Here is a 23,843-nt window from a genome sequence, read left to right on the forward strand (position 1 = left end):
ACACTGATTATCCCGATCAACTCGACGCTCATTTCAAATCCTCCCGGCGTTCAGGTGTGTTTACCATACGGTCGAAACGATCACGACGCTCAGATCGAGGTTTCACGTCCGCATCTGAAACAACTACATCAATTTCAATAGTCGCTGTCATTTGCGGGTTTCTCGTATGAAATAAACAGACCTGACGAGAGATCGGGATATAGTCTGCGTTAGTTCGGGTGCGCCACCATAACCGTAGAATTCCGCCTAAGCCCATGCCCCCCGCGCCATCAATCCGCCATCCACGTTCACCCATTCTCCTGTGATGAAGGAAGCCCGGTCGCTCGCGAGGAAGAGCACCGCGTTGGCGATATCTTCCGGACTGCCCAGACGGTTCACTGCGTGTCGGGAGGCCATATCCGTCCGTATTTCGTCCTCGTCACCGCCGATTGAATCGATGGCTTCCTGCAGGAGCGGTGTTTCGATGGTGCCCGGGTTGACCGCCACCACGCGGATGTTGTCCTCCGCGTAATCCAGGGCCAGTTGGCGCACCAGCGACAGGTCGCCCCCCTTGCTCGCCGCGTAGGCCGAGATGCCCTTGGCCGACTGCAGTCCCTGCACGCTGGCCGTGTTGATGATTACGCCGCCGCCCCGCGCTTTCATCACCGGCACGCAGTACTTCACCATCAGGAACCGGCTTTTGAGGTTCACATCAATGATCCGGTCCCACTGCTCCTCTGAAAGCTCATGGGCGGGCAGGTAGCTCGTGGTGGGCTGGATCCCCACGTTATTGCAGAGGATGTCCACCCCGCCCCAGGAATCCGTCGCCGTTTCCACCAGGGACCGGCACACCTCGCTCGTGGTCACGTCGGCATGGACGTAGCGGATGTTGTCGTTCTCGGCGCCGATCTCCGCGCCGGCGGCATCGTCGATGTCGGCGCACAGGACATGGGCTCCCTCACCGGCAAAGGCGCGGACGATGCCTCCTCCGATGCCTTTTGCGCCGCCGGTCACGATCACCGCTTTACCTTCGAATGTTGCCATGACCTGCTCCTTTCATCGTATTCTAATCTTACCGGATCGCGATCGGTCGGGCCGGCGATCCCGTCGCCCCCTTGAAGCGTATGGGCGTGTGAATGAAGAGGAACTCGTAGACACCGTCCCCTGAAAGTTCGTCAAAGTTCATGTTCTCGAGGTTCCAGACGCCGTTCCGGGTGATGAGTTCCTGGTGCACGGGAAAGGCCTTGCCGATATCCGGATTGGGCACGACTTCGGTGGTCCACTGGTCCGAACCGATCATGGAAGCCTGCTTTTCCACCACCCAGCGGGCGACGGCCATTCCAATGCCCGGCGGACTGGCGTTGTACGTTCCGGGGTCGTTCCAGTGGCGGGCCCATCCGTATCGGAAGAAGTAGGCGTCGCCCGGCTCGAGACTGTCCATCGCGATACCCTGACGCTCCAGCGCGCCTTCCACGTCCTCCACGGTGACCTCGTAGCCGTGATCGAGGGATTCCACGCCCTTGTAGGCGGCCACATCGACCAGGATGCCGCGGGTGATGAAGGGTCCCACGTGCTCGACGCCCAGCTTCACGAGGCCGTAAGGTCCCTTGATTTCCTCATTGGTGTATCCGTTGTAGAAAACGTCCTTCTCCGTTCCGTCCGCCATGGTCATCCGCTCACCGATATGGCCCGGTCCGTCGAACTGCGTGCCGACCTGACCGATTTCGGCCACCAGGAACTCGTCGTAATAGATCAGGTTGTTCGTCCCCATGGGCTCGCCCGTGGGAGAACCGGGCAGCACCAGGGAATAAGTTCGCTGGCCGAAGAGGGGCATGTCGGCGCTGTAAACCTGGCCGATTTCGTAGATCTGTCCCGTCTTGACCAGGGTCAGGGCCTTCAGCACCTTCTCCGGCGTGATCCAGTTGGAACCGCCCGACTGGTCGTCCTTGCCCCAGATGGGATGAGGCCACCACGGGCCTTCTTCCCGCGTCTGGGCGGCAGCCGGAAGAACGTAAAGAATGGTAAGCACCATAACGAGGGTAAACCTGGCGTATATCATTTTATGTCCTCCTTAATGGGAGCGTTGATGTGTGTTTCGTCGTTGGGCATGCCGTCCTGACGGGCTCACGTTTCCGCGGGGCCGTGCGGAGCTAGTCGTAATTGCTCGGTTCATGCTCACCCAACAGCCGGCGCTGGCGGTCCGAGGCGCGGGAGAGTATATCCGGGTCGAACTGGAATCGGTTCAGGTAGGGCGGAAACTTCTGCGTGATCATGCGCTGTGCGTAGTGGACCTGGAGCAGGTAGCGCACCCGGTCGCTCGTGTTCGCCGTCCCCCGGTGCCAGACTTCGCAGCGGAACAGGACGGCGTCACCGGCCGAGCAGAGGATGCTCCGAGGTTGGACTCCGCGCCAGGTGGATTCGCCATTGGACGGGCGGCGGCCCGCACGGTGGCTGCCGGGAATGAACTGCGTGGGGCCAAGTTCCTCGTAGATATCGTCGAGATAGAAGTGGGCCGTGGAGATGTACACCGGCACATGGACACGGGGATCGTCCATGACGTCCTCCGGCAGCTCCAGCGGCTGCCAGTCCACGTGGATGCCCTGGTCCGGCCGGCCCGGGCCTGTCATCCACGCCGTCATGCCGATAACGTGACAGTCCGGTCCATGGGCGGCTTCGACCACGTCTATGACCTCCGGGCGGTCCAGACAGGACAGAAACACAGGGTCCCGGTTAAACACGTTGTTGATGGACTTGTTGAGAAAACCGTGGGAATCTGGGTTCGCGTGCCGGTCGAACTCTTCGGGCCGCGCTTCCATCCGGTCCATGGCATCGCGCAGTTCGACAACTTCATCATCTGCAAGCGCACTTGAAAAATAGACATAGCCGTCCTGTTCCAGGGCTTCAACCCGCTGTTCCAGCGTCTCCCTCGCGACCAGTTTCAGTCCTTCCGGCACGTTCGAACTCCTCAGGCTTCTCCGGCACGCTCGAATTCAGGCAGCTCCGGCAGAAAGGCATACCCCCCGCCGGTCTTATGCTCGCAGCAGAAGTGCGACTTGCCGTTGGTGGCCACCAGGAACCGGGCGTTGATGACCGAATTGTACCGGGCCAGCTGCTCGAACACCGCTTCGGTCACCCGGACGTCCGGCGCCTTGCATTCGCCCATGAGCACCGGCTGTCCCTTCAGGTCGTGCATGATCACGTCGGCGCGTACGGCCGTTCCGGCGTACTGAAATCCCTTTTCCACGGCGGCAAAGCCCGCGGGAAAGCCCCGGTCCTCCACCAGGTACCTCACCAGGTGCTGCCGGACCCACTCCTCGGGCGTCAGCCGGACGAACCTGCGCCGGATCGGGTCGAAAATGATCCTGCGGCCCGCTTCATCCGAATCGATTTCGAATCCGTATTCCGGGAAATTGAGCCGTTCCATGATGTAAGCGGTCTGGCGGCTAGTCGGGGCACTGTCCCGTTTCGATCCAGTCCACGAGCCGGATGGTATGTATGACGTCCCGAAGATCGCTGACGGGGATGGTCCGGTTGCGTACGGATTCCACGAAATGCTCGTGCATGGCGAGCGCACCCTCGTAACGGGGTACATCTTCCGGGTCGTCGCCGTTGATCTCCCAGCCCTGCAGTACGGTCTGCCGATCGTCCTCCCGGATGTCGATTTCCTCGGGCAGCTTCATGTAGCAGCCGATGCCCACGCCGTGCAGTTCCGCACTCAACACACGGCCGCCGGAGGCCCGGTTTCCGAAGACGACGCCCGTGGCCCCGCTGGCAAAACGGACGAGCGCCGTGTAGTGGTTCCAGTCGACCGAATCGAACTTGTCACGGTAACGGGTGACCTCGACGGGTTCGCTGCCCACCATGTACCGCAGCAGGTCCACCACGTGGGTCACGTCGTTCCACAGCGTCGTCGTGTACTCCGGCCTGTCGAGCAGCATTTTCTTGTTGAAGGTCGTCACGGCATGGGAGACCGGTCCCCTCGCGCGTATGCGGCGCATGGCCTCGCGGACCACCGTGGTGTACCGTCGTTGATAGCCCACCATGGCGTACACGTCCCGCTCCACGGCGGCGTCCAGCAGCTGCCGCGTTTCAGCGCTGTTCTTCCCGGGAGGTTTCTCGATGAAGATGTGCTTGCCTGCGCGCAAGCAGTCCATGGCGGGTTGGAACAGCCACTTCTCGTGCATCACGCAGTAGACCACGTCCAGCTCCACTTCTGCAAGCATGGCGCGGTGGTCCGTATAGACATGAGGAAAGTCGTAGCGTTCGGTGACCTGCGCCAGGCGCGTCTCGTCCAGTTCGCACACGGCGGTCATCTCGACGTCCGTCAACCGGGTGACCGCCGGATAGTGCGCGCTCTGGGAACGGCCCCCGGCGCCGATAAAGCCTGCGCGCAGCATGGACTGCCTCCCTGGGGATCGCCCGCCCGTTAAGTTGGGCTGGTTACGGGTTTCACGGTTGTCCGGACGGCGGCACGTACTGGTTCAAGGCGCCGCGCCGGTGATCGAATTCCGGATCGTGGCTCCACGTCCGTCCGTGACGCGCCATGGTGTCCCGGATGAGACGCCGCCGGTACAGGCTGGACAGGTTGGCATCCGCGATGGTATCCGGATCGAAGCGTTCGAGGATCCGGTCGCGTAACCGGGATTCCACATGGCGGTGCGCGTCATCGCCGGAGAGATCATGCCATTCGCCCGGATCGTCTTCCAGGTCAAAAAGGCGTGGCGCGTACCCATGGATGTAATGGTACTTGTACCGTCCCTGCCGCGCCATGATGCAGGGCATGCCCACGGCCTCGTGGGCCTGGGCAAAAACCACGCGGTCCGTTTCGTCCACGGAGGACGAGACCAGGCTTTCACCGTCGTGGGGAAGCCGGTCCTCGACGCCCGCGAGGTCGCAGAAGGTCGGCAGCAGATCGATCAGGGACAGGGGATCGGCGCAGGTCGTCCCTGCCCGCCAGCCGTCCGGGTAGCGAACGATGAGGGGCACCCGGCAGGACCACTCGTAGAAACACCGCTTCTGCACCATGCCGCGTTCGCACAACATGTCGCCGTGATCGCTGGCGAATACCACCACCGTGTTTTCCGCGAGGCCGGTCTCGTCCAGGGTATCCAGCAGGCCGCCGACCTTGTCGTCCATGTAACTCACCAGCGCGTAGTAGGCGCGGCGAAGCCGGTAGAGGCCCTCTTCGTCCCGCAGGTCGTAACGGCCGGTACCGTGATAGGCGTTCAGGTTCCGGTCCATCATGGAATGGCGTTCATCCAGGTCGGCCGGAAACCCGGGCAGCTCGATGTCCGAACCTTCGTACCGCGCCCAGTAGGACTCGGGCGGCCAAAATGGTTCGTGGGGATGGTGATAGGACGCGCATAGCAGGAACGGTTCTCCTCCCCCGCCCGGCTTCCTGGACCGCAGGTACTCGACCGCGCGGAAATGCGTTTCCTCGTCGTAGCTGAGGGCGTTGTGCCAGACGCCTATGCGCACGCCGTCGCCCGTGTAACCCGCCGCGTTGTAGGACGGACGGTTGGCCATCACGCGCTCGCAGTCCTCGCCCCCGGTCTCCTTCAGGTGGATCCACTCCGGCTTGACCCAGTCGAAATCGGAGGAATAGATGTCGGTCGTCAGCCGCATCCTGAATCCGTGCAGCTGGTCCGGACCGATGAAGTGCATCTTGCCGGACAGCACGGTATCGTAACCCGCGCGGGCCAGGTAGTGGGCAAAGGTCGGCTGGTCCGCGGCCAGCAATGCGCCGTTGTCCCATGCGCAGATTTCCGATGCGTGCCTTCCCGTCATCAGGCAGGCCCGGCCGGGCGCACAGAGGGGAAAAGGAGTGTAGGCGGCGTCGTAACGCACGCCGGATTCCACCATGCGGTCCAGGTTGGGGGTCCGTACGACGGGATGACCATAGGCTCCGGTCAAAGCGGCGACCATCTGGTCGGACAGGATAAGGAGGATGTTGGGCTGGTCGGCCATGTTACTCCAGGCGGCCTGGGGAAATAGTCCGGCGGGCCCATTTACGGACGCCTACCGCTGCCGGCGGCCCCCGCGCCGTGCGGGTGGACCGGCCTCGAACTGGACGTTCCGGGTCATCGCGGCGAGCGGAATCGCGGACATCAACGCGGCGCAAGCGCCGATCGGACCGCCGACCATCAGGTACAGGCCGAAATCACGCAGGGGACCGTCCGTGAAGACGGCCAGCGGGGCGGCGATCAACAGCACGGCCAGGCCAGCCAGCGCCAGAAAGGGCATGGCCTGCACCATACCGGTACGCACGGAATGGCTGACCGGTTCCCGACGAGCGGATTCAATCCGGCTTCTGACCAGGCTGTAACCGAGAAAGGACATTACCACCGCCAGCGTTCCCACGGCCGTAAGCGCCAGTATGCCCGGTACCGTAATCCGATCTGCCAGGCCAAGGGTTATCCCCGCCGTGACGAACATGGTGTAAAGTGCGCAACCCATGGCCGTCACGGCGAATCGGGCGCCTATGCGGAGCGAAAGGTAGAGGGTGATGATGATGATGCCGATCATGACCCCGTTCCATTCCGCCAGCCAGCCGATCGAAAGGGCAAAGGGGAGCAGCATCCGCACGATACTTCCGGCCGCCAGTACGCCGAGGGTCAGCGCGATGCATTTGCCCGGCCGGTCGTCGATCCGGGCGCCGACGATGACCAGTACGATCAGCATGGTTACGAACAGGCCGAAGAGCATGTCGCCGGACAATAACAGCGCTACCAGGCCATCGTCGACGGCGTGTTCCGTCTTCATCGCCGTTGCGGCAATCCCCGCCGCGGCCAGTATGGCGGCGAAGGCATATACGACACCCGGTCGGTCGATCAGATTACCATACAGTTCGGTGAGTCCGTTTCCCATCATACACTCAACTTCCTGATCTGCCAGTCCGCCACCAGGGAGGACAGCAGCATGTTCGTCCAGCACATACAGGTGAGCAGGCTGCCGGCCGCACCGGAAAACAGCACAAGGCCGAAATTGACGACGGCGTCGGTGCCGACTACGACCAGGCTCACCGATACGAGCAGCAGCATGACATGGGTCCAGACCAGGACCGGCCTGATCTTCTCGAGCGAGCCCATGACGTCCTGGCGGACCGAAGATTCCGTTCCGGATTCCGCCCGAAGGTATTCGAAGATCCAGAGATGCACGGATGCGAAGACGAGGACCGCTCCGAGCAAACCCACCGCGCCGGCGAGCGTGAAATACGGCGCAATCCCGGCGATGTTCCACAGCCTCAGCACCGCTCCGGTCATGATCAGGTAGTGCAGCATCCCCGTGACGAAAAGCAGGCCGGCCGCCCGGTACCGGATAACGAACAATGCGCAAAGCAGTCCGAGACCGATCGCGCCGGCGCCGGCCGCGCTTTCCGCGGCCGCTTCACCGAGCGGCGAGGGCGCATCCTCTGCCTGATCCAGGAGCGCCAAGTCCAGCGGCGGCGACTCGGATTCCAGGATGACCGCCAGGGCGCGGGCCTCTTCCAGCGAGTCTCCGCCGGGTACTTCTATACGTCCGTCGGGTATTCTGCCCTGTATATTCAACGTTACGTACACCTGGCCGTTCATCTTGATGGCCACGCGGTTGCCCGCGTTGGCGCTGGACAGGTTGGCCAGACTCTCCCTGCCCTCGTCCTGCAGGAACAGGCGTACCGCGTATGCGCCCCGGTTCGCCGTTACAGAAGCGTCGCTGACCACGGCCGACGCCACCGGCTGCACGTTGAGGTCGACATCCTGGTTGATGAAGTAGAGCGGATGGAACAGCCTGCCTCCGCGTTCCACCGGTACGGAAGCCCATGAGAAGGCGCCGGCGGGCGGATTGGCCAGGTTGAAGGCCCGAATGCCGGCCTGTACCGTTGAATCGGCCAGTATGGCCTTTACGGCATCCAGGTTGTCTTCCCGGACCGCGATGTCCCCGATCTCTTCCTCCGCCGTAATGCTTGCAAGCAGCGCGCTGAATTCCCCTGGTCCGGCCGATGCCGATCCCCCGGATCCGGCCGATTCCGGTCCTACTGGTATCGCCGATTCCTGGCCGCCATTTCCGGCGGACGCGGTCGCGGCTGTGAGGGCCGAGGCCCGCTCACGAAGCGCATCGTCAATGCGTTGCCGCAACGACTGCACTTCCGCGCCGTCCTTGAACAAATGCAGTGTGATCTCGCCCGATTCCCGGATAATCCTGCTTACGAGACCGGTGTCCGCACTCTGGGGAACGACGATTTCGAACGTGTCGTTCTCCCGCGCGGTAATGACGGGTTCGGTGATCCCGAAGGCGTTCAGGCGCCTCCGCCAGTTCTCGACCAGGCCTTCCACCGCCCGGGCCCTGCCCCGTTCCGTGAACCGGGACAGGTCCATGCTTACGGCGAGACGGTAACCGCCGGCCAGATCGAAGCCCGGTACCGTGGATTGGCTGTAAAGCGCTTTCCTTTCTTCGGGCGCAAGCGCTTCGATGGACTCGGGAGACGAAAACCACAGCCTGATGGTCGGAGAGACCAGGACCGCGCCTAGCAGGGTGACGGCGAGAAACACCAGGAATGAAATGCGCTTGTGAATGGTACTGTTCCTTTCGGGACCGCTTCCGAGTGCGGCGCGGTTGGTCGCGTTACCAGTCTGCCTGGGACCTCGGAGCGTGGCGGATGATGCCGACCAGGTCGCGGACGGCTTGCTCGAACCCGATGGTCATCGCCCGCACGGCCACGGCGTAGCCCACCACCATTTCCTCCACCTCTGCGATACCCGCCAGATCCGCCGCCGTCCGGTAATCGACGCCCCGTCCCAGGGAAACGCCCATGTTCAACCGGGCCGCGGTCCTGGCCGTTCCGGCGATTTCCTGGAACATCCGGCCCTTCTCTTCGGGGTCGGCGGCCTGTACGAACCGGCTTGCGTCAAGGTGGACGTAGTCTGCCTTGAATTCGGCGCATTGCCGGACGTGCGAAGCGGTGGGCGTGATCAATATGCTCGTCAGGATCCCTTCTTCCTGCAGGGCCTTCAGCATGCGTTCCACCGGCCGTTCCAGGGAATCACCTTCGGGCCATGACGAATCGGACCAGTCGTTGTTCAGGCCGGTGTGCCCGTAGCCCTCGGGAACAAGAGTAACCATATCGGGCGAAATCGTCAAGATACTACGCAGGACATCCAGGTCCGGCGGCGCGATCAGGTTAAGGTGCGTGTGCACGAGCTGCCGGATGATGTCATATTCCCCGCCCAGGTAGAGCGAATCGTCGGCAGCCCACGAAATCGTTACGGCGTCCGCTCCGCTCACCTGGGACATCATGACCGCGGTCATGGGATCGGGTTCCCCCCGTTTCACGATATTCCGCAGGGCGGCGACCTGGTCTACGCATACACTCAGTTTTACCATGGGTAATCTCCGGTGTCAGTTGTCCACGAGGTCGGAAACCCGAACGAACTCAATCCCTCTAATTTCAAGATACCTCATCCGGTCCATCAGCACCTGAAGGGAGTGGGGGCTGGCATCGGCGACGACGACGGCGCGGGTGTCGTCCAGGGCCGATAGCGACGCGCGGTCCAGGTTCATGGATATGATTACGGGGTTGTACAAAGGGTCGAGCACGCCCCAGGCCCGAAGCCGGCCGCTTCCCCCGCCCCGATCCTCCGAGCTGCCCGGTCCGCCCGGATTGTCCAGGTAGTACAGGTTCCGCTTGCCCAGTTCGTCCAGTACGGGGGCCAGCACCTCGGCTTCATTTCCCATGCGGCCGGCAGGATAACGAAGGACGCCCTGGGCCTCGGGTAGGGTGGCGAGGGCGTCTTCCACGACGCGGCGGTTGGTCAGCTCCGAGTGCGTGGGTGACACGGATCTCCTGCGGGGCAGACCGGCGGCGTCAGACGCCGGTTGAACGGGCAGCAGCGCCATCACCTCGTGATCGCCGCGCGTAAGTTCGGCGGCCATTGCTTTTGCGCCGTCTGCCCAGGGAAACAGGGCGAAAGTGAGGGGCCGGGTGAATTCGGAGAGTTCCTCGACCACACCCCGCTGATCGCCGTCCGTATAGGCGATCACGACGGCAAGACGACCCGTTTTACGGTGCACAGCCTGATCGCGGGTTATATTGAGGCGATGGGTTACGTCGCCATCGAAGGTGATTTCGAGCAGCAACTCCCCTGTCCTGGCCCGTTCCTCCGCGCGGGAGACCTTTCCACCCGCCCGGACGACCGCCCTGGCGATCTCGAGATTGCATTCGGTAATCGAATAGGCACCCGAAACGATGATCCTTCGTTCCAGGGACCTCCAACGGCCCGTGGCCGTCGCAGTGCGCGGCGCGGTATCCCGTATTCGGTCCGGTGTGACCTGCAGATTCATGAACGCGCCGTACAGGGCCGCTTCCATCGCGTGAAACGCCTGCTGGTCCGTTTTCCAGGCGGTTGTCCGTTTGAGCTCGGGCACGGCAACCGGGATGGGCCGGTCCAGCAGCCAGTCCACGACCTTCCTGGCCTGGTTTTCATACAGCATGATCCACACGGCGAGGGCCAGCAGCACGACCGCGGCCGTTCCGAGGCCGGCGTACAGGACGTACGACCGGTGCTGGCTCTTTCTAATAGACATCCGCGTTCTGGCCGAATGTGAAAAGCGAAAGCGCATAGTGCGGTCCGTCAGCAGTCGTCTTGGTGGTGGTCCCGGAACGCCCGAAGCGCGTCGGCAAGCACCGCGAACTCGTTCAGGTCCAGGGTTTCACCGCGGCGTTTCAGGTCGATGCCGGTATGATCCGAAAGATAGCCGGCGGAACCGGGAACCAGGCGATTCATCGCGTGGTGGAGCATCTTGCGCCGATGTTGAAAGGACGCCTTGATCACGTCGTTCAGCAAGCCGGCGTCCCCGACCGTAACGGGCGGCCGTTCATGGGGCGTCAACCGGAGTACGACCGAATCCACGGCCGGACGGGGAACGAACCGGTCGCCGCCCACCCGAAACAGCGATTCCACGGCGTAGTGGTACGCCATGATGGCGGTGATCGCGCCGTAGGCCTTCGTACCCGGCTGTGCCGTCAGGCGTCCGCCCACTTCGTGCTGAACCATGATGACCGCGCACCTGATCTTTCCGCGATGGGCGATCAGCCGGTTGAGGACGGGACCCGTAATCCCGTAGGGCAGATTGGCCACGAGCACGAACCCGGGCTCGCCATACTTCCCCATCAGATCGGGCAGGTTCAGATCGAGCACGTCCCCGTTCACGATGGTCAGGTGGTCGTATCGGCCGTAGGCTTCCTGGAGGACTTCCGCCAGCCTGGAATCGATTTCCACGGCGGTCACGCCGCCGGCCTGGGTGACGAGGTGGCGTGTCAACGCGCCGGCCCCCGGACCTATTTCAAGTACGGCCGTATCCTTCGTTACCCCCGCCGATTCGATGATGCGGCGGGCGATGGACGTATCGTTCAGAAAGTGCTGACCCCTCGACCTGGATGGGCGAAAATCCGATCGGCGCAGGCTGGCCAGCAGGTCTTCAGGAGGATCGAGTACCGTTCTCAATGGATTCGAAACACCTTGTTCGCGTTCTGGGTTGTGGTCCGCGCCAGTTCATCCACGGAAACGGCCCGGTGACGGGCGACCGCTTCGGCCGTGTTCACGAGGTATGATGGTTCGTTCCGGCGTCCGCGGTGGGGTACGGGCGCGAGATAGGGTGCGTCCGTTTCGACAAGGATGCACTCCGTCGGCAACCCGGAGACCACCTCACCCACCGTCGAATTCTTGAACGTCGCGATGCCGCCGAACCCCAGGAAGCATCCCATGGAAACAGCCCTCTCGGCCATGGCGACGTCCCCCGTAAAGCAGTGCAGGATCGCGGTCGTTTCGTCGCCGGGAAACTCGTCCAGCATGGCCATGACCTCGGCGTGGGCGTCCCGGTCGTGCACGATAACCGGCAGTCCCGTGCTTCCGCCCCACTCCATGTGTCTTCTGAACGACGTCTCCTGCAGCGGGTAGGTGGACCGGTCGTAATGCAGGTCGATGCCCGTTTCACCCACGGCGATGACGGACGGATGTTCCAGCAGTTTCTCGATTTCCCGGTAGTCCTCTTCACGCGCTTCGTGGACATGGCAGGGGTGGATGCCCGCGGCGGCGTACACGGAATCCCGGTTTTCGGCGAGCGCCACGGCGGCCCTGCTGCTCTCCAGATCGTACCCTACGGCGACCATGCGTTCCACGCCCGCGTCCAGCGCCCGTTGGATCACGTCGGCGCGGTCGTCGTCGAATGCTTCGTCCGTGAGATGGGTATGCGTATCGAACAGCAAGGCAGCGATTGGTTGCAGGTTATTGTATGACGTCGTTCCGTGTGGCCGGATTTCAGGTAACCGATGAACCGGATTGGACGCGGACGTCCGGACCGAGGAGGATTGGGGCGCCGTCGTCGTCTTCGGCCGCGAGCAGCATGCCCCTGGATTCCACGCCGCGGATAGTTGCGGGCTCCAGGTTCGCCACCACCACGATCTGCCGGCCGACCAGTTTCTCCGGCGTATACCCGGGGGCAATCCCGGACACGATCTGCCGTTCCTCCGCGCCGATGCGCAGCTGCAGCCTGAGCAGCCGGTCCGTTCCGGGCACCGGTTCCGCCGCCACGATGTCCGCGATGCGCAAATCGATCTCACGGAACGCGTCGATCGATACGAGTTCCTTTCGTTCCGCCCCGGCGGGTTCCGCTTCCACGGATTTCGTTCCGTCGACATTCCGGGCATCGGACCGGCCCAGCCTTGCGATCTGCGCGTCGATCGTATCGTCCTCGATCTTGTGGAACAGGATTTCGATATCGCCGATGGGGCGGCCGGACAGCGACGCATCGATTTCGATTTCGTCCCACATCTGCGCATCGACGCGTCCTTCCAGGCCCGCCATCTTCCACAGCCGCTCCGCGCTGAACGGCAGGATGGGAGACATGACCACGGCGAGTACCCTCACCGCCTGCATGCACACGTGGAGCGTGGCGGCGCAACGCGCCCGGTCGGTCTTGCGCGTGTTCCAGGGCGCCTGGTCGTTGAAGTACCGGTTGCACTGGTTTCCCAGGGCGATCAGCTCCCGTACGGCACCCCGCACCTGGAACGATTCGAAACAGGCGCCCACACGGTCCGGGGCGCCGGCCACCGACGACAGCATCTCCCGGTCCTCCGGCGAAAAGGTCCCCGGTTCCGGGATCACGCCGTCGAAATACCGGTTGATGAAGGTCAGCGTCCTATTCACGAAATTTCCGAAGATATCGGCCAGTTCGTTGTTGTTGCGCGCCTGGAAGTCCTTCCACGTAAAATCGGAGTCCTTGGTCTCGGGGGAAATCGACGCCAGGCAGTAACGCATCGGATCGGGCGGGAAGTCCTCCAGGTACTCGTCCAGCCAGACCGCCCAGTTCCGGCTCGTGGACAGCTTCTGACCCTCGATGTTGAGAAACTCGTTGGCCGGGATCTCCGAAGGCAGGACGAAATCCCCGTGCTCCATGATCATGGCCGGCCAGAGGATCGCGTGAAAGACGATGTTGTCCTTGCCGAGGAAATTGACGAGCTTGCAGTCCGGGTTCAGCCAGTAGTCCTTCCACCGGTCGGGGTCGCCCTGCGCCACCGCCCATTCCCGGGTGGACGACACGTAGCCCAGCGTGTTCTCGAACCAGACGTACATGACCTTGCCCACCGCTTCCTCGATCGGCAGCTCCACGCCCCAATCCAGGTCCCGGGAGATGGGCCGGTCGGACAGCCCTTCGTTGAACCAGCCCTGGCAGTAGTTGCGCACGTTGGCCTTCCAGTGCGTTTTCGTATCGATCCAGGCCTGCAGCCGGGCGGACATGCGGGCGAGCTTGAAATACCAGTGGTTGGCCGGTCTGACCTCGAGGGGTCCTTTGCAGACGTCGCTGTGGGGATCGATCAACTGCGTGGCGTCCAGGATGGTGCCGCAGGCCTCGCACTGGTCTCCCCGGGCCCGGTCGGAGCCGCAGTGGGGACAGGTGCCCTCCACGTAGCGGTCGGGCAGAAATCGGTTGTTTGCCGGACAGTAGATCTGGTCGACCTCGCGCACGTCGAAACAGCCCTTCTCATCCAGGCGGCGGAAATAGTCCCGGGCCGTTTCGTGATGGATCAGGCGGGAGGTCTGGGAGAAATTGTCGTAGACGATGCCGAAGTCTTCAAGGGCGCCCCGGATGACGGGATAGTATTTGTCCACGAGTTCCTTGGGCGTGATCCCCTGCTTCTCGGCCGCCAGGGTGATGGCCACGCCGTGGTCGTCCGATCCGCTGACGTGCACGACGTCCCGGCCCTTCAGCCGCTGGTAGCGAACATAGATGTTGCCGGGCAGATGGACGCCGGCGATATGGCCGATGTGCAGCTTGCCGTTCGCGTAGGGCAACGCGTCTGTAACGAGTATTTTCTCTTCCACGACCACCTCTCGGACGCGGGTAGATCAATCCTGACGGACCCGGTTTTGTTCCAGCATCAGGATAGGGTGTGGAAGGGGGTTTGTCAACGGATCAATCTGCGGCGGGCAGGGGATGGGATGATGCTCCTTCGGATGGTCTCTCGCGGGATGGCGTCCGGGTGGTAGACGCCTGCCGGGGACCCGCGTATCTACGGTTCATTCGGAGCCTGAGGACGAGCACGAGGAGGGCCAGTTGGACGTGGGCGTTGCGCGCGATGTCCCGCCTGGCTTCCTCGACGGCGGCGATTCCCTTTTCGATTTCCTCCGCGTCCAATCCGGATGCCCGTTCCCGCAGCGGCGCCGTGCGGTCCGCGTTCGAAAGCGTCGGGGACCCGTTCGCCGAGGAGAGGACGAACATGTCGCGGTACAGGGATAGCAGATGGTCGAGTATCTTCTCCACGACCGGTTCTTCACGGTGAGACGCGGCGAGGGATTCCACCTGCTCGAACAGGCTCAGCGGTGTCCCGTCGTATATACATTCAAGCAAGGCGAAGGCGTCTTCGCGGATCTTCGAGCCCCGCTCCGAACTGGCCGTCAGCGCTTCGGAAAGGCGGCCTTCGGACCTGCGCGCGAGTTCCCCGGCTGCTTCCGGGGATACGTCGTACCGCTCGATCAACGCCGATTTCACCTCGTCCTCCCGCAACCGCGTAAGAAAAACGGGTTGGCAACGGGACACGATGGTCGGCAGCAGCCTCCCGGACCGGGACGCGGTCAGAATGAGCATCAGGGATCCCGGCGGCTCTTCGAGCGTCTTGAGCAGCGCGTTCGAGGCCGCGGCGTTCATTCGGTCCGCCGCGACGATGACCGCCACCTTCCTCCGTCCTTCGTAGGGCTTGGCCGATGCTTCCCTGCGCAGCGACCGGACATCCTCCACGGAAAGCATGTCGTTCATTCCGAACGGCGGGGCGCCGTAAGGGTCTTCGGCCAGCCGGACGGCCAGGCCCTGCCTCCGCTCCTCCCGGGCGTTCGCGCGGCCGGACGAGCCCTCGCCGTGGCCGGACGAGCCCCCGCGCTGGCCGGAAGACCGATCCGGGGGCGAGGCGGATGAAGAGGGGATCAGGAGGTGCAGATCGGGGTGCTGGAGCGCGCGAATCCGCCGGCAATGGCGGCACGGGCCGCGCGGGCCATGCTGATCTTGCTGACCAGGCTGGCCAGGCTGACCGCAGGGCTCCCCGGGCCCGTATTCGCAGTTGACCGCGCAGGCGAGCTCGATGGCCAATGCCTCGGCGCCCACGCCGGGCGGCCCGGAGAACAGGTACCCGTGGGCCAGGCGGTCCTGTTTTACGGCCTCCATGAGCCGTTGCCGCTGCTTCTCGTGACCTATAACGCGATCGAAAGCCATATTATGGACGGTTCATCGGTCTGGGCGGACCACGTAGTGTACCCTGTTGGACCGCTCCGACGCTTCCTGGAAACCGAAACCGTCGAATGCGCCGAGTACCTGATAGCCCGATTGCCGGCAGATCTCCGCCAACCGGGCCACGGGATAGATCCGCTGTTCGTGGCGTTCCCGGGTGGAAAACCGCTTCCCGCCACGGTGGAAGGTTAACTGGAATTCATTGACCTGCACGCGCGACTCGGGGACATACTCACAGCGCCGGACATAGGAGTAATCCCCGTTGCTTTCCTGGTCGACCTGGTTATGGAAGTACCTGCGCGAGTTGATTTCAGTGCAGACGTCGAATACGAAAAGGCCGCCGTTGTTCAGCATCCTGCGCAACCCATTCATCATGGCGGCGATGTCAGCTTCGTCCATGATATAGTTGATGCTGTCGTACAGGCACAACACCGCGTCATAACTTCCCGAAACGGGCATGTCTACCATGTCGCCGGCCTGGAACGCGATGGACCGGCGGCCGTCCAGGGCTTTCTGCCTGGCGACGGCGATCATGCTCTCCGACCGGTCCATGCCCGTCATCCGGTATCCGCGGTCATCGAGGATACACGCCATGACGCCGGTACCGCAGGCCAGTTCAAGGATGTCCTTCGGCGTCGCCCCGAACCGTTCGAATATCGACTGGATGTAGTCCGCCCACCGATCGTAGTCCACGTGGCGCATCACGTGATCGTATATCGGGGCCAACTGGTTGTAGGGAAGCTCCGGATCAGCCGGGTGGGTTTTCCTGTGGCGCATGCGCAAGGGATTTCGCGTCCGGGCGGGCGTTCATCAACAAGCTTCGAAGCCTGAAACGTCATCGCTCAGGCGTTCGTCGCTGAGGACGTGATACATGGATTGCGCCCGGTCTTTCGAAACGTTGCCTTCCGGGACGTTCAACACTTCGAATTCCAGCCTTCTGTCGGGCCAGGCCACGACGACGATGTCCTTCGCCGCGACCTGATGGCCGGGTTTCGCGGACCTCCCGGAAATGGTGACCATACCCCGGTCACAGGCCTTCTTGGCGGCGTCCCGCTGTTTGATGATGCGGGACCGTTTCAGAAAGAGATCTACTCTCATCTCACGGGATGTCGCGGGTTGGTCACACGTTAGACGTACGTTGCGGATCTCGGTTCAGGGCAGGGCGTTCAGGGCAGGGTGTCCAGGCCGCGCTCGTCAATGTACAACTCGCGGCGAAGATCCTTGAGCCACCGTTCCCTCTCCTCACTCCACTTGGCGAATTTGGCCAGATTCGTGATTTCCTGAAAGTGGTCGTCCAGGGTGAACTTGTCGCCCCCGGTCCTGTCGTTCAGCCGCATGATGTGATAGGAGACGGCGCCCTGGTCCACCACTTTGATGGGTTCGGTCATCTCGTCGATGGAGACGGCGTTGAGGGCGGCCTGGTACTGGGGCAGCAACTGGTCGAGCATGAACTCCCCGATGTGGCCGCCTTCGGAAGCGGAGGCCAGGTCTTCCGAGTACTTCGCCGCGGCATCGGAAAAAGTCTCGTCGCCGTCGAGTATCCGCTGCCGCAGCATGGAAATCGTCTCCAGCGCCCGATGATCGTCGTCATCCGTCTTCGGGATCTGGACCAGTATGTGCCGGACGCGGATCTGGTCGTCCCTCCGTTCCTCCAGCTTGATGACATGCAGGCCCACGTCGGTCTGCACCGCGGGGCTGACGCCGCCCGTCTCCAGGGCGAAAGCCGCTTCTTCGAAATCGGCCATGAACGTGCCGCGGCTGAAGAACCCCAGGTCTCCGCCGTTTCTGGCGCTGTTCAGGTCTTCCGAATACCGCCGCGCCATCTCGCCGAAATCCTCGCCGTCGGCTATGCGGCGCCGGATCTCCTCGATCCGCGCGTTCATGGCGGCCACGACTTCCGGGTTCGGGCGTGACGTGATCATGATATGGCTCAGGTCGAGCTGGACGGGATTCGACGGTATGCTGTCATAGTACGTCTCGTAGTACCGGGCCACTTCCAGGCCGGTAACGCGGACTTCACCGAAGCGGTCTTCCTCGAGCCTGCGCTGCAGTAGCTCCTCCTCCTTCTGGCGCCGGAGCAGCCGGTTCCAGTCCCGCAAAGTCATGCCCGATCTGGCAACCAGTTGTTCCAGAGCTTCTTCGGAACCAAGGTCCTCCGTGTACTGGTCGATGATCTGGCGCACCGCGCCGTTTACCTGTTCAGCAGGTACCCGCACGCTGTCCCTGCGCGCATACGCGAGCACGACGCGCGTGTCGATCATGCCCTTCAACAACTGGTTCGGGAGGTCTTCCGGCTCCTGCTCCGTCTCCTGCATGCGGTACATCTTCACCGCTTCGAGGACGTCGGAGTAGAGGATGATCTCGTTGTCCACGACGGCGACGACGTAGTCCACCAGTTGCTGGCCCTGGACCGGGCGTCCCGCCAGAATCAGTGCAAGTAACAGCAGCAGCGGGTAATACCGGGGGATCGATTGGTAGGTCATGCTCCTCCTGTGCCGGTCTGCGGCGCCCGGTCTGCGGCGCCCGTGCTACGGCGCGCCGGGTTCCGGCCGCATCAGGTTCCCGTCATGAATTTCCACGTCGGCCGATTGCCGCAACGCATCGACGTACCGCCTGACCAGTTCGCGGCGCTTGTCCCGCAGTACCCGGTTGACGATCTCGCCGCGGACCTCGTCCAGCGGCGGCAGCGTGCCGGTTTCGCGACGCTCCGCGACCCTGAATATAAACGAACCGTTTTCCGAAAGTACGGGCCGCGAAACCTGGCCGGCACTCAGGGAAAAGACGATTTCCTGCACCGAAACGTCGCTGATATCCGCCCTTTTCAGGAAACCCAGGTCCCCGCCATCGACCGAAGACACGTGAATGGACCGCGTCCGCGCCAGTTCCTCGAAGGTAGCGCTCCGGCGCGACAACTGGTTACGGACCTGCCGGGCCGTGGTCACGTCCGGTAGAACGATCACCGAGACCCTGAGTTCCGGTTCGAGATAAACGAATTCCTGTCGATTGGCCTCGAAATAGGCCTCGACCTCTTCGTCGGACACCACGATCGCCGAATCGGCGGCCATGTGTTCCAGCATGACGTTGGCCAGGTGCTCCCGACGCATCCTGTCCAGGTCCCGGACCGTCTTGACGTCGCTGTCCAGATTCAGCCGCAGGGCTTCCTGGTAGAGCAGCTCGGTCCGGACCCAGTCGGACACCCGGTCCTTTCTCATCTGGGGCGTAGCGGCGAACAACGCCGTGGCTTCCAGTTCGGCATCCAGTTCATCGACCGTCAGCGTGGACTGGTTCACCCTCGCGACAACCGAATCGGAGTCTTCCGGAATCGAGCTGCACTGGCACTGTGTCAAGACAAGCGCCACGTTCAGCATAACGGTACAACAGACCGCGGATTTCATGCTGATATTCTTACTCCAGCGGGCAGGTCAAACTTCGGCAACCGGGCATGTATCATAAACCAATTACAGGAGTTTGAGCAACAGGTTTTTGGCCAGATCGACCCGTTCGGCTTCCGTTTTGCCGGTCAGTCCGGCCCTGATCCGGAAACCGTCTCCGTGGGGGAATTCGATGTCCAGCGCGGGATCGTCCGTCACCCGGGCGATACGGTCCCGCGATGGATAGAGACCGTCCCGATAGGCCACGGTCATCTCGCTCCCGCGCACCCTGAGCTGCAGCAATCCGATCCTCGCCGCGATCTGCCGAATGGAAACCAGGTCGAAGAGGACGCGCACCGGATCGGGCAACCGGCCGAACCGGTCCTGCATCTCTTCACGCAGCGAGGCGACCTCCTGCTCGTCTTCCACCCGGGAAAGCCGCTGGTAGAAGCCGACTTTGAGCTTCCGGTCCGCGATATAGTCATCCGGGATGAAAGCACCTACCTGCAGTTCGACTTCGGCTTCGGGCGCCTCTTCCCGCGTCTCGCCCTTGAGGTCCTGCATCGCCTCTTTCAACAGACGGCAGTACAGATCGAAACCGATGGAGGAGATGAACCCGTGCTGCTCCGTGCCCAGCAGGTTACCGGCGCCCCGGATCTCCAGGTCCCGCATGGCGATGTGGAACCCCGACCCGAGCGCGGTATACTCGGCGATCACGGCCAACCGCTTGCGGGCGTCGGGGGTCACCGTGCCGGCGGCGGGTATCATCAGGTAGGCGTAGGCCCGGTGATTGGACCGCCCTACGCGTCCCCGGAGCTGGTACAGCTGGGCCAGTCCGAACCGGTCCGCGCGGTTTACCAGGATGGTATTCACGCTGGGGATGTCCAGCCCGGATTCGATGATCATGGTGGACACGAGGCAGTCGTACTTGCGGTCCAGGAAATCGATCATGACCTGTTCCAGTTCCCGTTCCTGCATCTGTCCGTGGCCCACGACGAAAGACACCTGGGGCAGAAGGCGCCGGAGAAACTCGGCGACCGCCTCGATGGACTGGACCCGGTTGTGGACGAAGAAGACCTGTCCGCCGCGGTCCACCTCCCGCATGATCGCCTCGCAGATCACCTCCTCGTTGAAGCGCACCACCTCGGTGTGCACCGGCAGCCGATCCCTGGGCGGGGTGGTGATGAGGGACATGTCGCGGGCGGAGACCAGCGACATGTGGAGCGTCCGCGGGATGGGCGTAGCGGTCATGGTCATGACGTCCACGGAGGTCTTCAGCTGCTTGAGCCGTTCCTTGTGGACCACGCCGAACCGCTGTTCCTCGTCGACCACGAGCAGGCCCATGTCGCTGAAGTCGATGTCGCCGGATATGAGCCGATGGGTGCCGATGACGATATCCACATCGCCTTCCCTGAGCCCCGCGACAACGGCCTTCTGCTCCTTCGGCGGGACGAACCGGCTCAGCATGCGGATGTTCACCGGGTAGTCCGCGAGCCGCTCGGTGAAGGTGGTCAGGTGCTGTTGCGCCAGGATGGTGGTCGGCGCCAGTACCGCGACCTGTTTCCCGTCCAGCACCGCCTTGAACGCGGCGCGGATCGCCACTTCGGTCTTCCCGTAGCCCACGTCGCCGCAGATCAGCCGGTCCATGGGCACCGCCTTCTCCATGTCCGACTTCACTTCCGAGGAAGCCTGCTCCTGGTCCGGCGTATCTTCGTAGATGAAGGAGTCTTCCATTTCCCGCTGCCAGGGGGTGTCGGCCGAGAAGGCGAACCCGGGGCTGGCCTGCCGGGCCGCATAGAGCTTGACCAGGTCTTCGGCGATCACCCGGACCGCCTTGCGCGTACGCTTCTTGGCCTGTTCCCAGGCTTTCCCGCCCAGTTTCGACAGCGCGGGCGCCTCGCCGTCAGAACCGACGTACTTCTGGACCCGGTGCAACTGCTCGATGGGGATGAATACCCGGTCGTCTCCGGCGTAGATCAGGGTCAGGCAGTCCCTTTCCCGTTCATCCACTGTTATGCGTTTCAGCCCGACGTACCGGCCGATACCGTGGTCGATATGGACGACGAAGTCCCCCTCTTTGAGGCTGGTGAAATCCTCGATCACCACGCCTTCCTTGAAGACCTTGCGGCGGCGTCTCCGGTACCGGTTGAAGATCTCCGCGTCGGTCAGCACGACGAGCGGCAGGTCCGGCAAAATGAACCCGGCGTGCATCGGCCCGACCGCCATGTCGATCTCCGGAGCGTCCGGGCCCAGGATCTCGCGCAGCCTCTCCGCCTGTCCTTCGTTGTCGCAGACCACCACGACCCGGGCGTTGTCCGCCTTCCATTCCTTTAGCCGGGACTTCAGTACGTCCATCGCCCCCTGATACACGCCGGAGGCCTCGGAGCCGACCGCGAGCCACCCTTCGGCCGCCCGCGTGCCGCGCACCATGTCCATCGTGCCGTAATAGACCGACTCCTCCATTACGCCGGCCCAGCGCAGGATCGCTTCTTCCGGACCGGGAACCAGGTCGTCCGCCTCGGTTCTCCGCAGGTGGGTGTCTTCGTATTCCGCCTCGAACGACTCGGCTTCGCGGGCCAGTTCATCGGGTTCGCAGCGGACGATCAGCGTACGGTCCGGCAGGTAGTTCATGATGGTGGCGGCAGAGGGATGGAAGTAGGGCAGGTAGCGTTCGCTGCCTTCGAACAGGCCGCCGTCCTCGATATGTGCCACCAGTTCGGACGCGTCGACCGACACCGATGCTCCGGCCCGCACTACCCGTTGTATCACGTCATCGCGCGTTTCCGGATCGTCGATCATTTCCCGGTTCGGAAGCACCGTCATCTCGTCGATGTTCCGCGAAGACCGCTGGGTGTAGATATCGAACAGGCGGATCGATTCCACCTCGTCGCCGAAGAACTCGATTCTGCACGGCTGTTCCATCCCGTGAGGATAGACGTCGACGATCCCTCCCCGCACGCTGAAGTGGCCCGGCGCCTGCACCATGTCCGTCCGCTCGTAACCGAGCCGGTTGCACCTCGCGGTAAGTTCGTTCAAGGGGACGGTGGCGCCCGCTGCGACCTGGAGGACGGCGCCGGCGAGCACGGACGGCGGCATGGTGCGCTGCATGACGGCCCGGACCGTCGCGACGACGAACAGCGGCCGGTTGTTCATCAGGGCGTGCAGCGCGCCCAGGCGCCTTCCCGACAGGTCCCCCGGCGGCGATACCTGGTCGTAGGGCAGCACCTCCCACGGAGGAAACAGCGCGACGTCATCGGGGTCCAGCAGGCTGGAGACATCCTCGTACATCTCCTCGGCGGCGTCCGTGTCCTCCACGATGACCAGCGTCGCGCCGCCCCGTTTCCGGTGCGCGTGGGCGAGCAGCAGAGACCGCGAAGAGCCGGCGAGCCCCGACACCCGCGCGGTGCGGGCGTCATCGGCGGCCAGCGCGAGATACCGCTGTACGACGGGGGATGCTTCCGTGATGTCCAGAAGGGTTGGCAGGCGCATACGAGAGCGGTTCGGCTACATGGGGTTCCGCAGCCGGTGGGTGATCCGCTGCAACACATCCTCGTTCCGGGCTTCGAAAGCCCTGGCGGTGATCATCTCGTAGGCTGTAATGTAACGGCGGGCGGCTTCGATCCTGATCTCGTCCGGTATATGCGGTATGGGACCGTCGCCGCGAAAACCGCGGTCAGCGAGCCATCCACGGACGTATTCCTTGTCCATCTTCTCCGGTTCCTCGCCGTGGCGGAATCGATCTTCATAGGTATCCTTGATCCAGAATCTGGAAGAGTCGGGGGTGTGAATCTCGTCGATCAACACGACCCGGTCCTCGGAGAGGCCGAATTCGTACTTGGTGTCCACCAGGATCAGGTTGTTGGCGGCCGCCCGTTCGGTCCCAAAGGCGAAAAGCGCCAGGGCCGCCCTTTCCATCTCCCGGTACGCGCCTTCGTCCACGAGGCCCCTGCGAAGCACCTCTTCCGCCGAGATGGACTCGTCGTGCGCGCCTTTCTCCGGCTTCGTCGAAGGGGTAATGATGGGCTGGTCGAAGGCCTGGTTCTTTTTCATGCCGTCCGGCAGCGCGTTGCCGCAGAAGTCGCGGCTACCCCGGGAATAGTGGTACCAGGCCGACGTCGTGGTCACGCCGGTCAGATACCCCCGGACGACCATCTCGACCGGAATCAGTTGGCATTCCCTGGCTACGAGCACGTTCGGATCGGGCACGTCGATCAGGTGGTTCTCGATAATATGCCGGGTCCGTTCGAACCAGTAGACCGCGGTCTGGTTGATGACCTGGCCCTTGAAGGGAAGGGCGCAAAGCACCCGGTCGAAGGCGGAAATCCGATCGGTGGTCACGATGATCCGTTTCCCGTTGAGCCGGTAGTTGTCCCTGACCTTGCCTTCGAATTTCTCGCCCAGGTCGAAGCTGGTATCCTGCAGCACGAAATCCAACTGCTTCCTGAGGAGGTCTTCAGACACCATGCTTCGCGTTGGTCCTTTCGGCGTATGGACGGCTGCACAACAGTCCGTCCATCGGGACGAGACCGCTTCCGAATCGAACCCTTCACACTAAGGTCGGCAGGCCGGAAAGTCAAGGGTAATCACGGCCCCGTTCACCCCCTCGGCGCACCCGGCAACCACGGACCCCGCCCACCTGATTCATCCCCCTGGCAGGCCATGTTTTTTGTGCCTGACGCCTTTTTTGCTGGACACCTTTTCGAACCGTTCTATTATATTTGAGTTATACTGCTGAAGTAT

At 62.9% G+C, this 23,843-nt stretch carries 20 protein-coding genes; all 20 read right to left on the reverse strand.

From position 1 onward, the window contains the following. Positions 1 to 246: 246 nt before the first annotated feature. The gene (locus tag F4X08_11055; GenBank protein ID MYD26337.1) at positions 247 to 1,023 is read right to left on the reverse strand and encodes an SDR family oxidoreductase; all 777 of its coding nucleotides are present in this window, start codon (positions 1,021 to 1,023) and stop codon (positions 247 to 249) included. A gap of 28 nt (positions 1,024 to 1,051) precedes the next feature. Beyond that, complete coding sequence (locus tag F4X08_11060) at positions 1,052 to 2,038, reverse strand: cyclase family protein (GenBank protein MYD26338.1); 987 nt, start codon at positions 2,036 to 2,038, stop codon at positions 1,052 to 1,054. Between the two features lie 91 nt (positions 2,039 to 2,129). Then, positions 2,130 to 2,921, reverse strand: coding sequence for a phytanoyl-CoA dioxygenase family protein (locus tag F4X08_11065; GenBank protein ID MYD26339.1), 792 nt, complete (start codon positions 2,919 to 2,921; stop codon positions 2,130 to 2,132). Between the two features lie 23 nt (positions 2,922 to 2,944). After that, positions 2,945 to 3,571, reverse strand: a complete 627-nt coding sequence (locus tag F4X08_11070) for a type I restriction enzyme HsdR N-terminal domain-containing protein (protein ID MYD26340.1) — start codon at positions 3,569 to 3,571, stop codon at positions 2,945 to 2,947. Continuing rightward, positions 3,423 to 4,376 carry a Gfo/Idh/MocA family oxidoreductase gene (locus F4X08_11075; protein ID MYD26341.1) on the reverse strand — a complete coding sequence of 318 codons (954 nt, stop codon included), beginning with the start codon at positions 4,374 to 4,376 and terminating at the stop codon, positions 3,423 to 3,425. Before F4X08_11075 ends, F4X08_11070 begins: the two co-directional genes overlap by 149 nt. A gap of 52 nt (positions 4,377 to 4,428) precedes the next feature. After that, on the reverse strand, positions 4,429 to 5,946 hold the full coding sequence (locus tag F4X08_11080) for a sulfatase-like hydrolase/transferase (protein ID MYD26342.1): 1,518 nt from the start codon (positions 5,944 to 5,946) through the stop codon (positions 4,429 to 4,431). Between the two features lie 51 nt (positions 5,947 to 5,997). Next, entirely contained in the window at positions 5,998 to 6,849 is an 852-nt protein-coding gene (locus F4X08_11085) for a hypothetical protein (protein ID MYD26343.1), read from the reverse strand. After that, positions 6,846 to 8,507, reverse strand: coding sequence for a hypothetical protein (locus F4X08_11090; protein MYD26344.1), 1,662 nt, complete (start codon positions 8,505 to 8,507; stop codon positions 6,846 to 6,848). The genes F4X08_11085 and F4X08_11090 overlap by 4 nt, the downstream gene beginning before the upstream one ends. Before the next feature lie 73 nt (positions 8,508 to 8,580). Further along, entirely contained in the window at positions 8,581 to 9,339 is a 759-nt protein-coding gene (locus tag F4X08_11095; GenBank protein MYD26345.1) for a pyridoxine 5'-phosphate synthase, read from the reverse strand. 15 nt (positions 9,340 to 9,354) lie between these two features. Then, positions 9,355 to 10,575 (reverse strand): hypothetical protein, encoded by a 1,221-nt coding sequence (locus tag F4X08_11100; protein MYD26346.1) that lies wholly within the window; start codon positions 10,573 to 10,575, stop codon positions 9,355 to 9,357. A gap of 11 nt (positions 10,576 to 10,586) precedes the next feature. Then, entirely contained in the window at positions 10,587 to 11,459 is an 873-nt protein-coding gene (rsmA, locus tag F4X08_11105) for a ribosomal RNA small subunit methyltransferase A (protein ID MYD26347.1), read from the reverse strand. Continuing rightward, entirely contained in the window at positions 11,456 to 12,457 is a 1,002-nt protein-coding gene (locus F4X08_11110; GenBank protein MYD26348.1) for a TatD family deoxyribonuclease, read from the reverse strand. The genes rsmA and F4X08_11110 overlap by 4 nt, the downstream gene beginning before the upstream one ends. Continuing rightward, the gene (gene metG / locus F4X08_11115; GenBank protein MYD26349.1) at positions 12,273 to 14,342 is read right to left on the reverse strand and encodes a methionine--tRNA ligase; all 2,070 of its coding nucleotides are present in this window, start codon (positions 14,340 to 14,342) and stop codon (positions 12,273 to 12,275) included. Before metG ends, F4X08_11110 begins: the two co-directional genes overlap by 185 nt. An 85-nt stretch (positions 14,343 to 14,427) precedes the next feature. Next, positions 14,428 to 15,717 (reverse strand): hypothetical protein, encoded by a 1,290-nt coding sequence (locus F4X08_11120; GenBank protein ID MYD26350.1) that lies wholly within the window; start codon positions 15,715 to 15,717, stop codon positions 14,428 to 14,430. Between the two features lie 12 nt (positions 15,718 to 15,729). Next, on the reverse strand, positions 15,730 to 16,509 hold the full coding sequence (locus F4X08_11125; GenBank protein MYD26351.1) for a class I SAM-dependent methyltransferase: 780 nt from the start codon (positions 16,507 to 16,509) through the stop codon (positions 15,730 to 15,732). A 33-nt stretch (positions 16,510 to 16,542) separates the two neighbouring features. Beyond that, on the reverse strand, positions 16,543 to 16,830 hold the full coding sequence (locus F4X08_11130) for an RNA-binding S4 domain-containing protein (GenBank protein MYD26352.1): 288 nt from the start codon (positions 16,828 to 16,830) through the stop codon (positions 16,543 to 16,545). A 68-nt stretch (positions 16,831 to 16,898) separates the two neighbouring features. After that, positions 16,899 to 18,215: a hypothetical protein gene (locus tag F4X08_11135; protein ID MYD26353.1), complete on the reverse strand. Its 1,317-nt coding sequence runs from the start codon at positions 18,213 to 18,215 to the stop codon at positions 16,899 to 16,901. Between the two features lie 45 nt (positions 18,216 to 18,260). Next, complete coding sequence (locus F4X08_11140) at positions 18,261 to 19,127, reverse strand: hypothetical protein (protein MYD26354.1); 867 nt, start codon at positions 19,125 to 19,127, stop codon at positions 18,261 to 18,263. 63 nt (positions 19,128 to 19,190) lie between these two features. Then, complete coding sequence (gene mfd, locus F4X08_11145) at positions 19,191 to 22,592, reverse strand: transcription-repair coupling factor (GenBank protein ID MYD26355.1); 3,402 nt, start codon at positions 22,590 to 22,592, stop codon at positions 19,191 to 19,193. A 15-nt stretch (positions 22,593 to 22,607) separates the two neighbouring features. Next, complete coding sequence (locus F4X08_11150; GenBank protein ID MYD26356.1) at positions 22,608 to 23,567, reverse strand: phosphoribosylaminoimidazolesuccinocarboxamide synthase; 960 nt, start codon at positions 23,565 to 23,567, stop codon at positions 22,608 to 22,610. Positions 23,568 to 23,843 lie beyond the last annotated feature (276 nt).

Source organism: Gemmatimonadota bacterium, assembly GCA_009841265.1.
Classification (GTDB): domain Bacteria; phylum JAAXHH01; class JAAXHH01; order JAAXHH01; family JAAXHH01; genus JAAXHH01.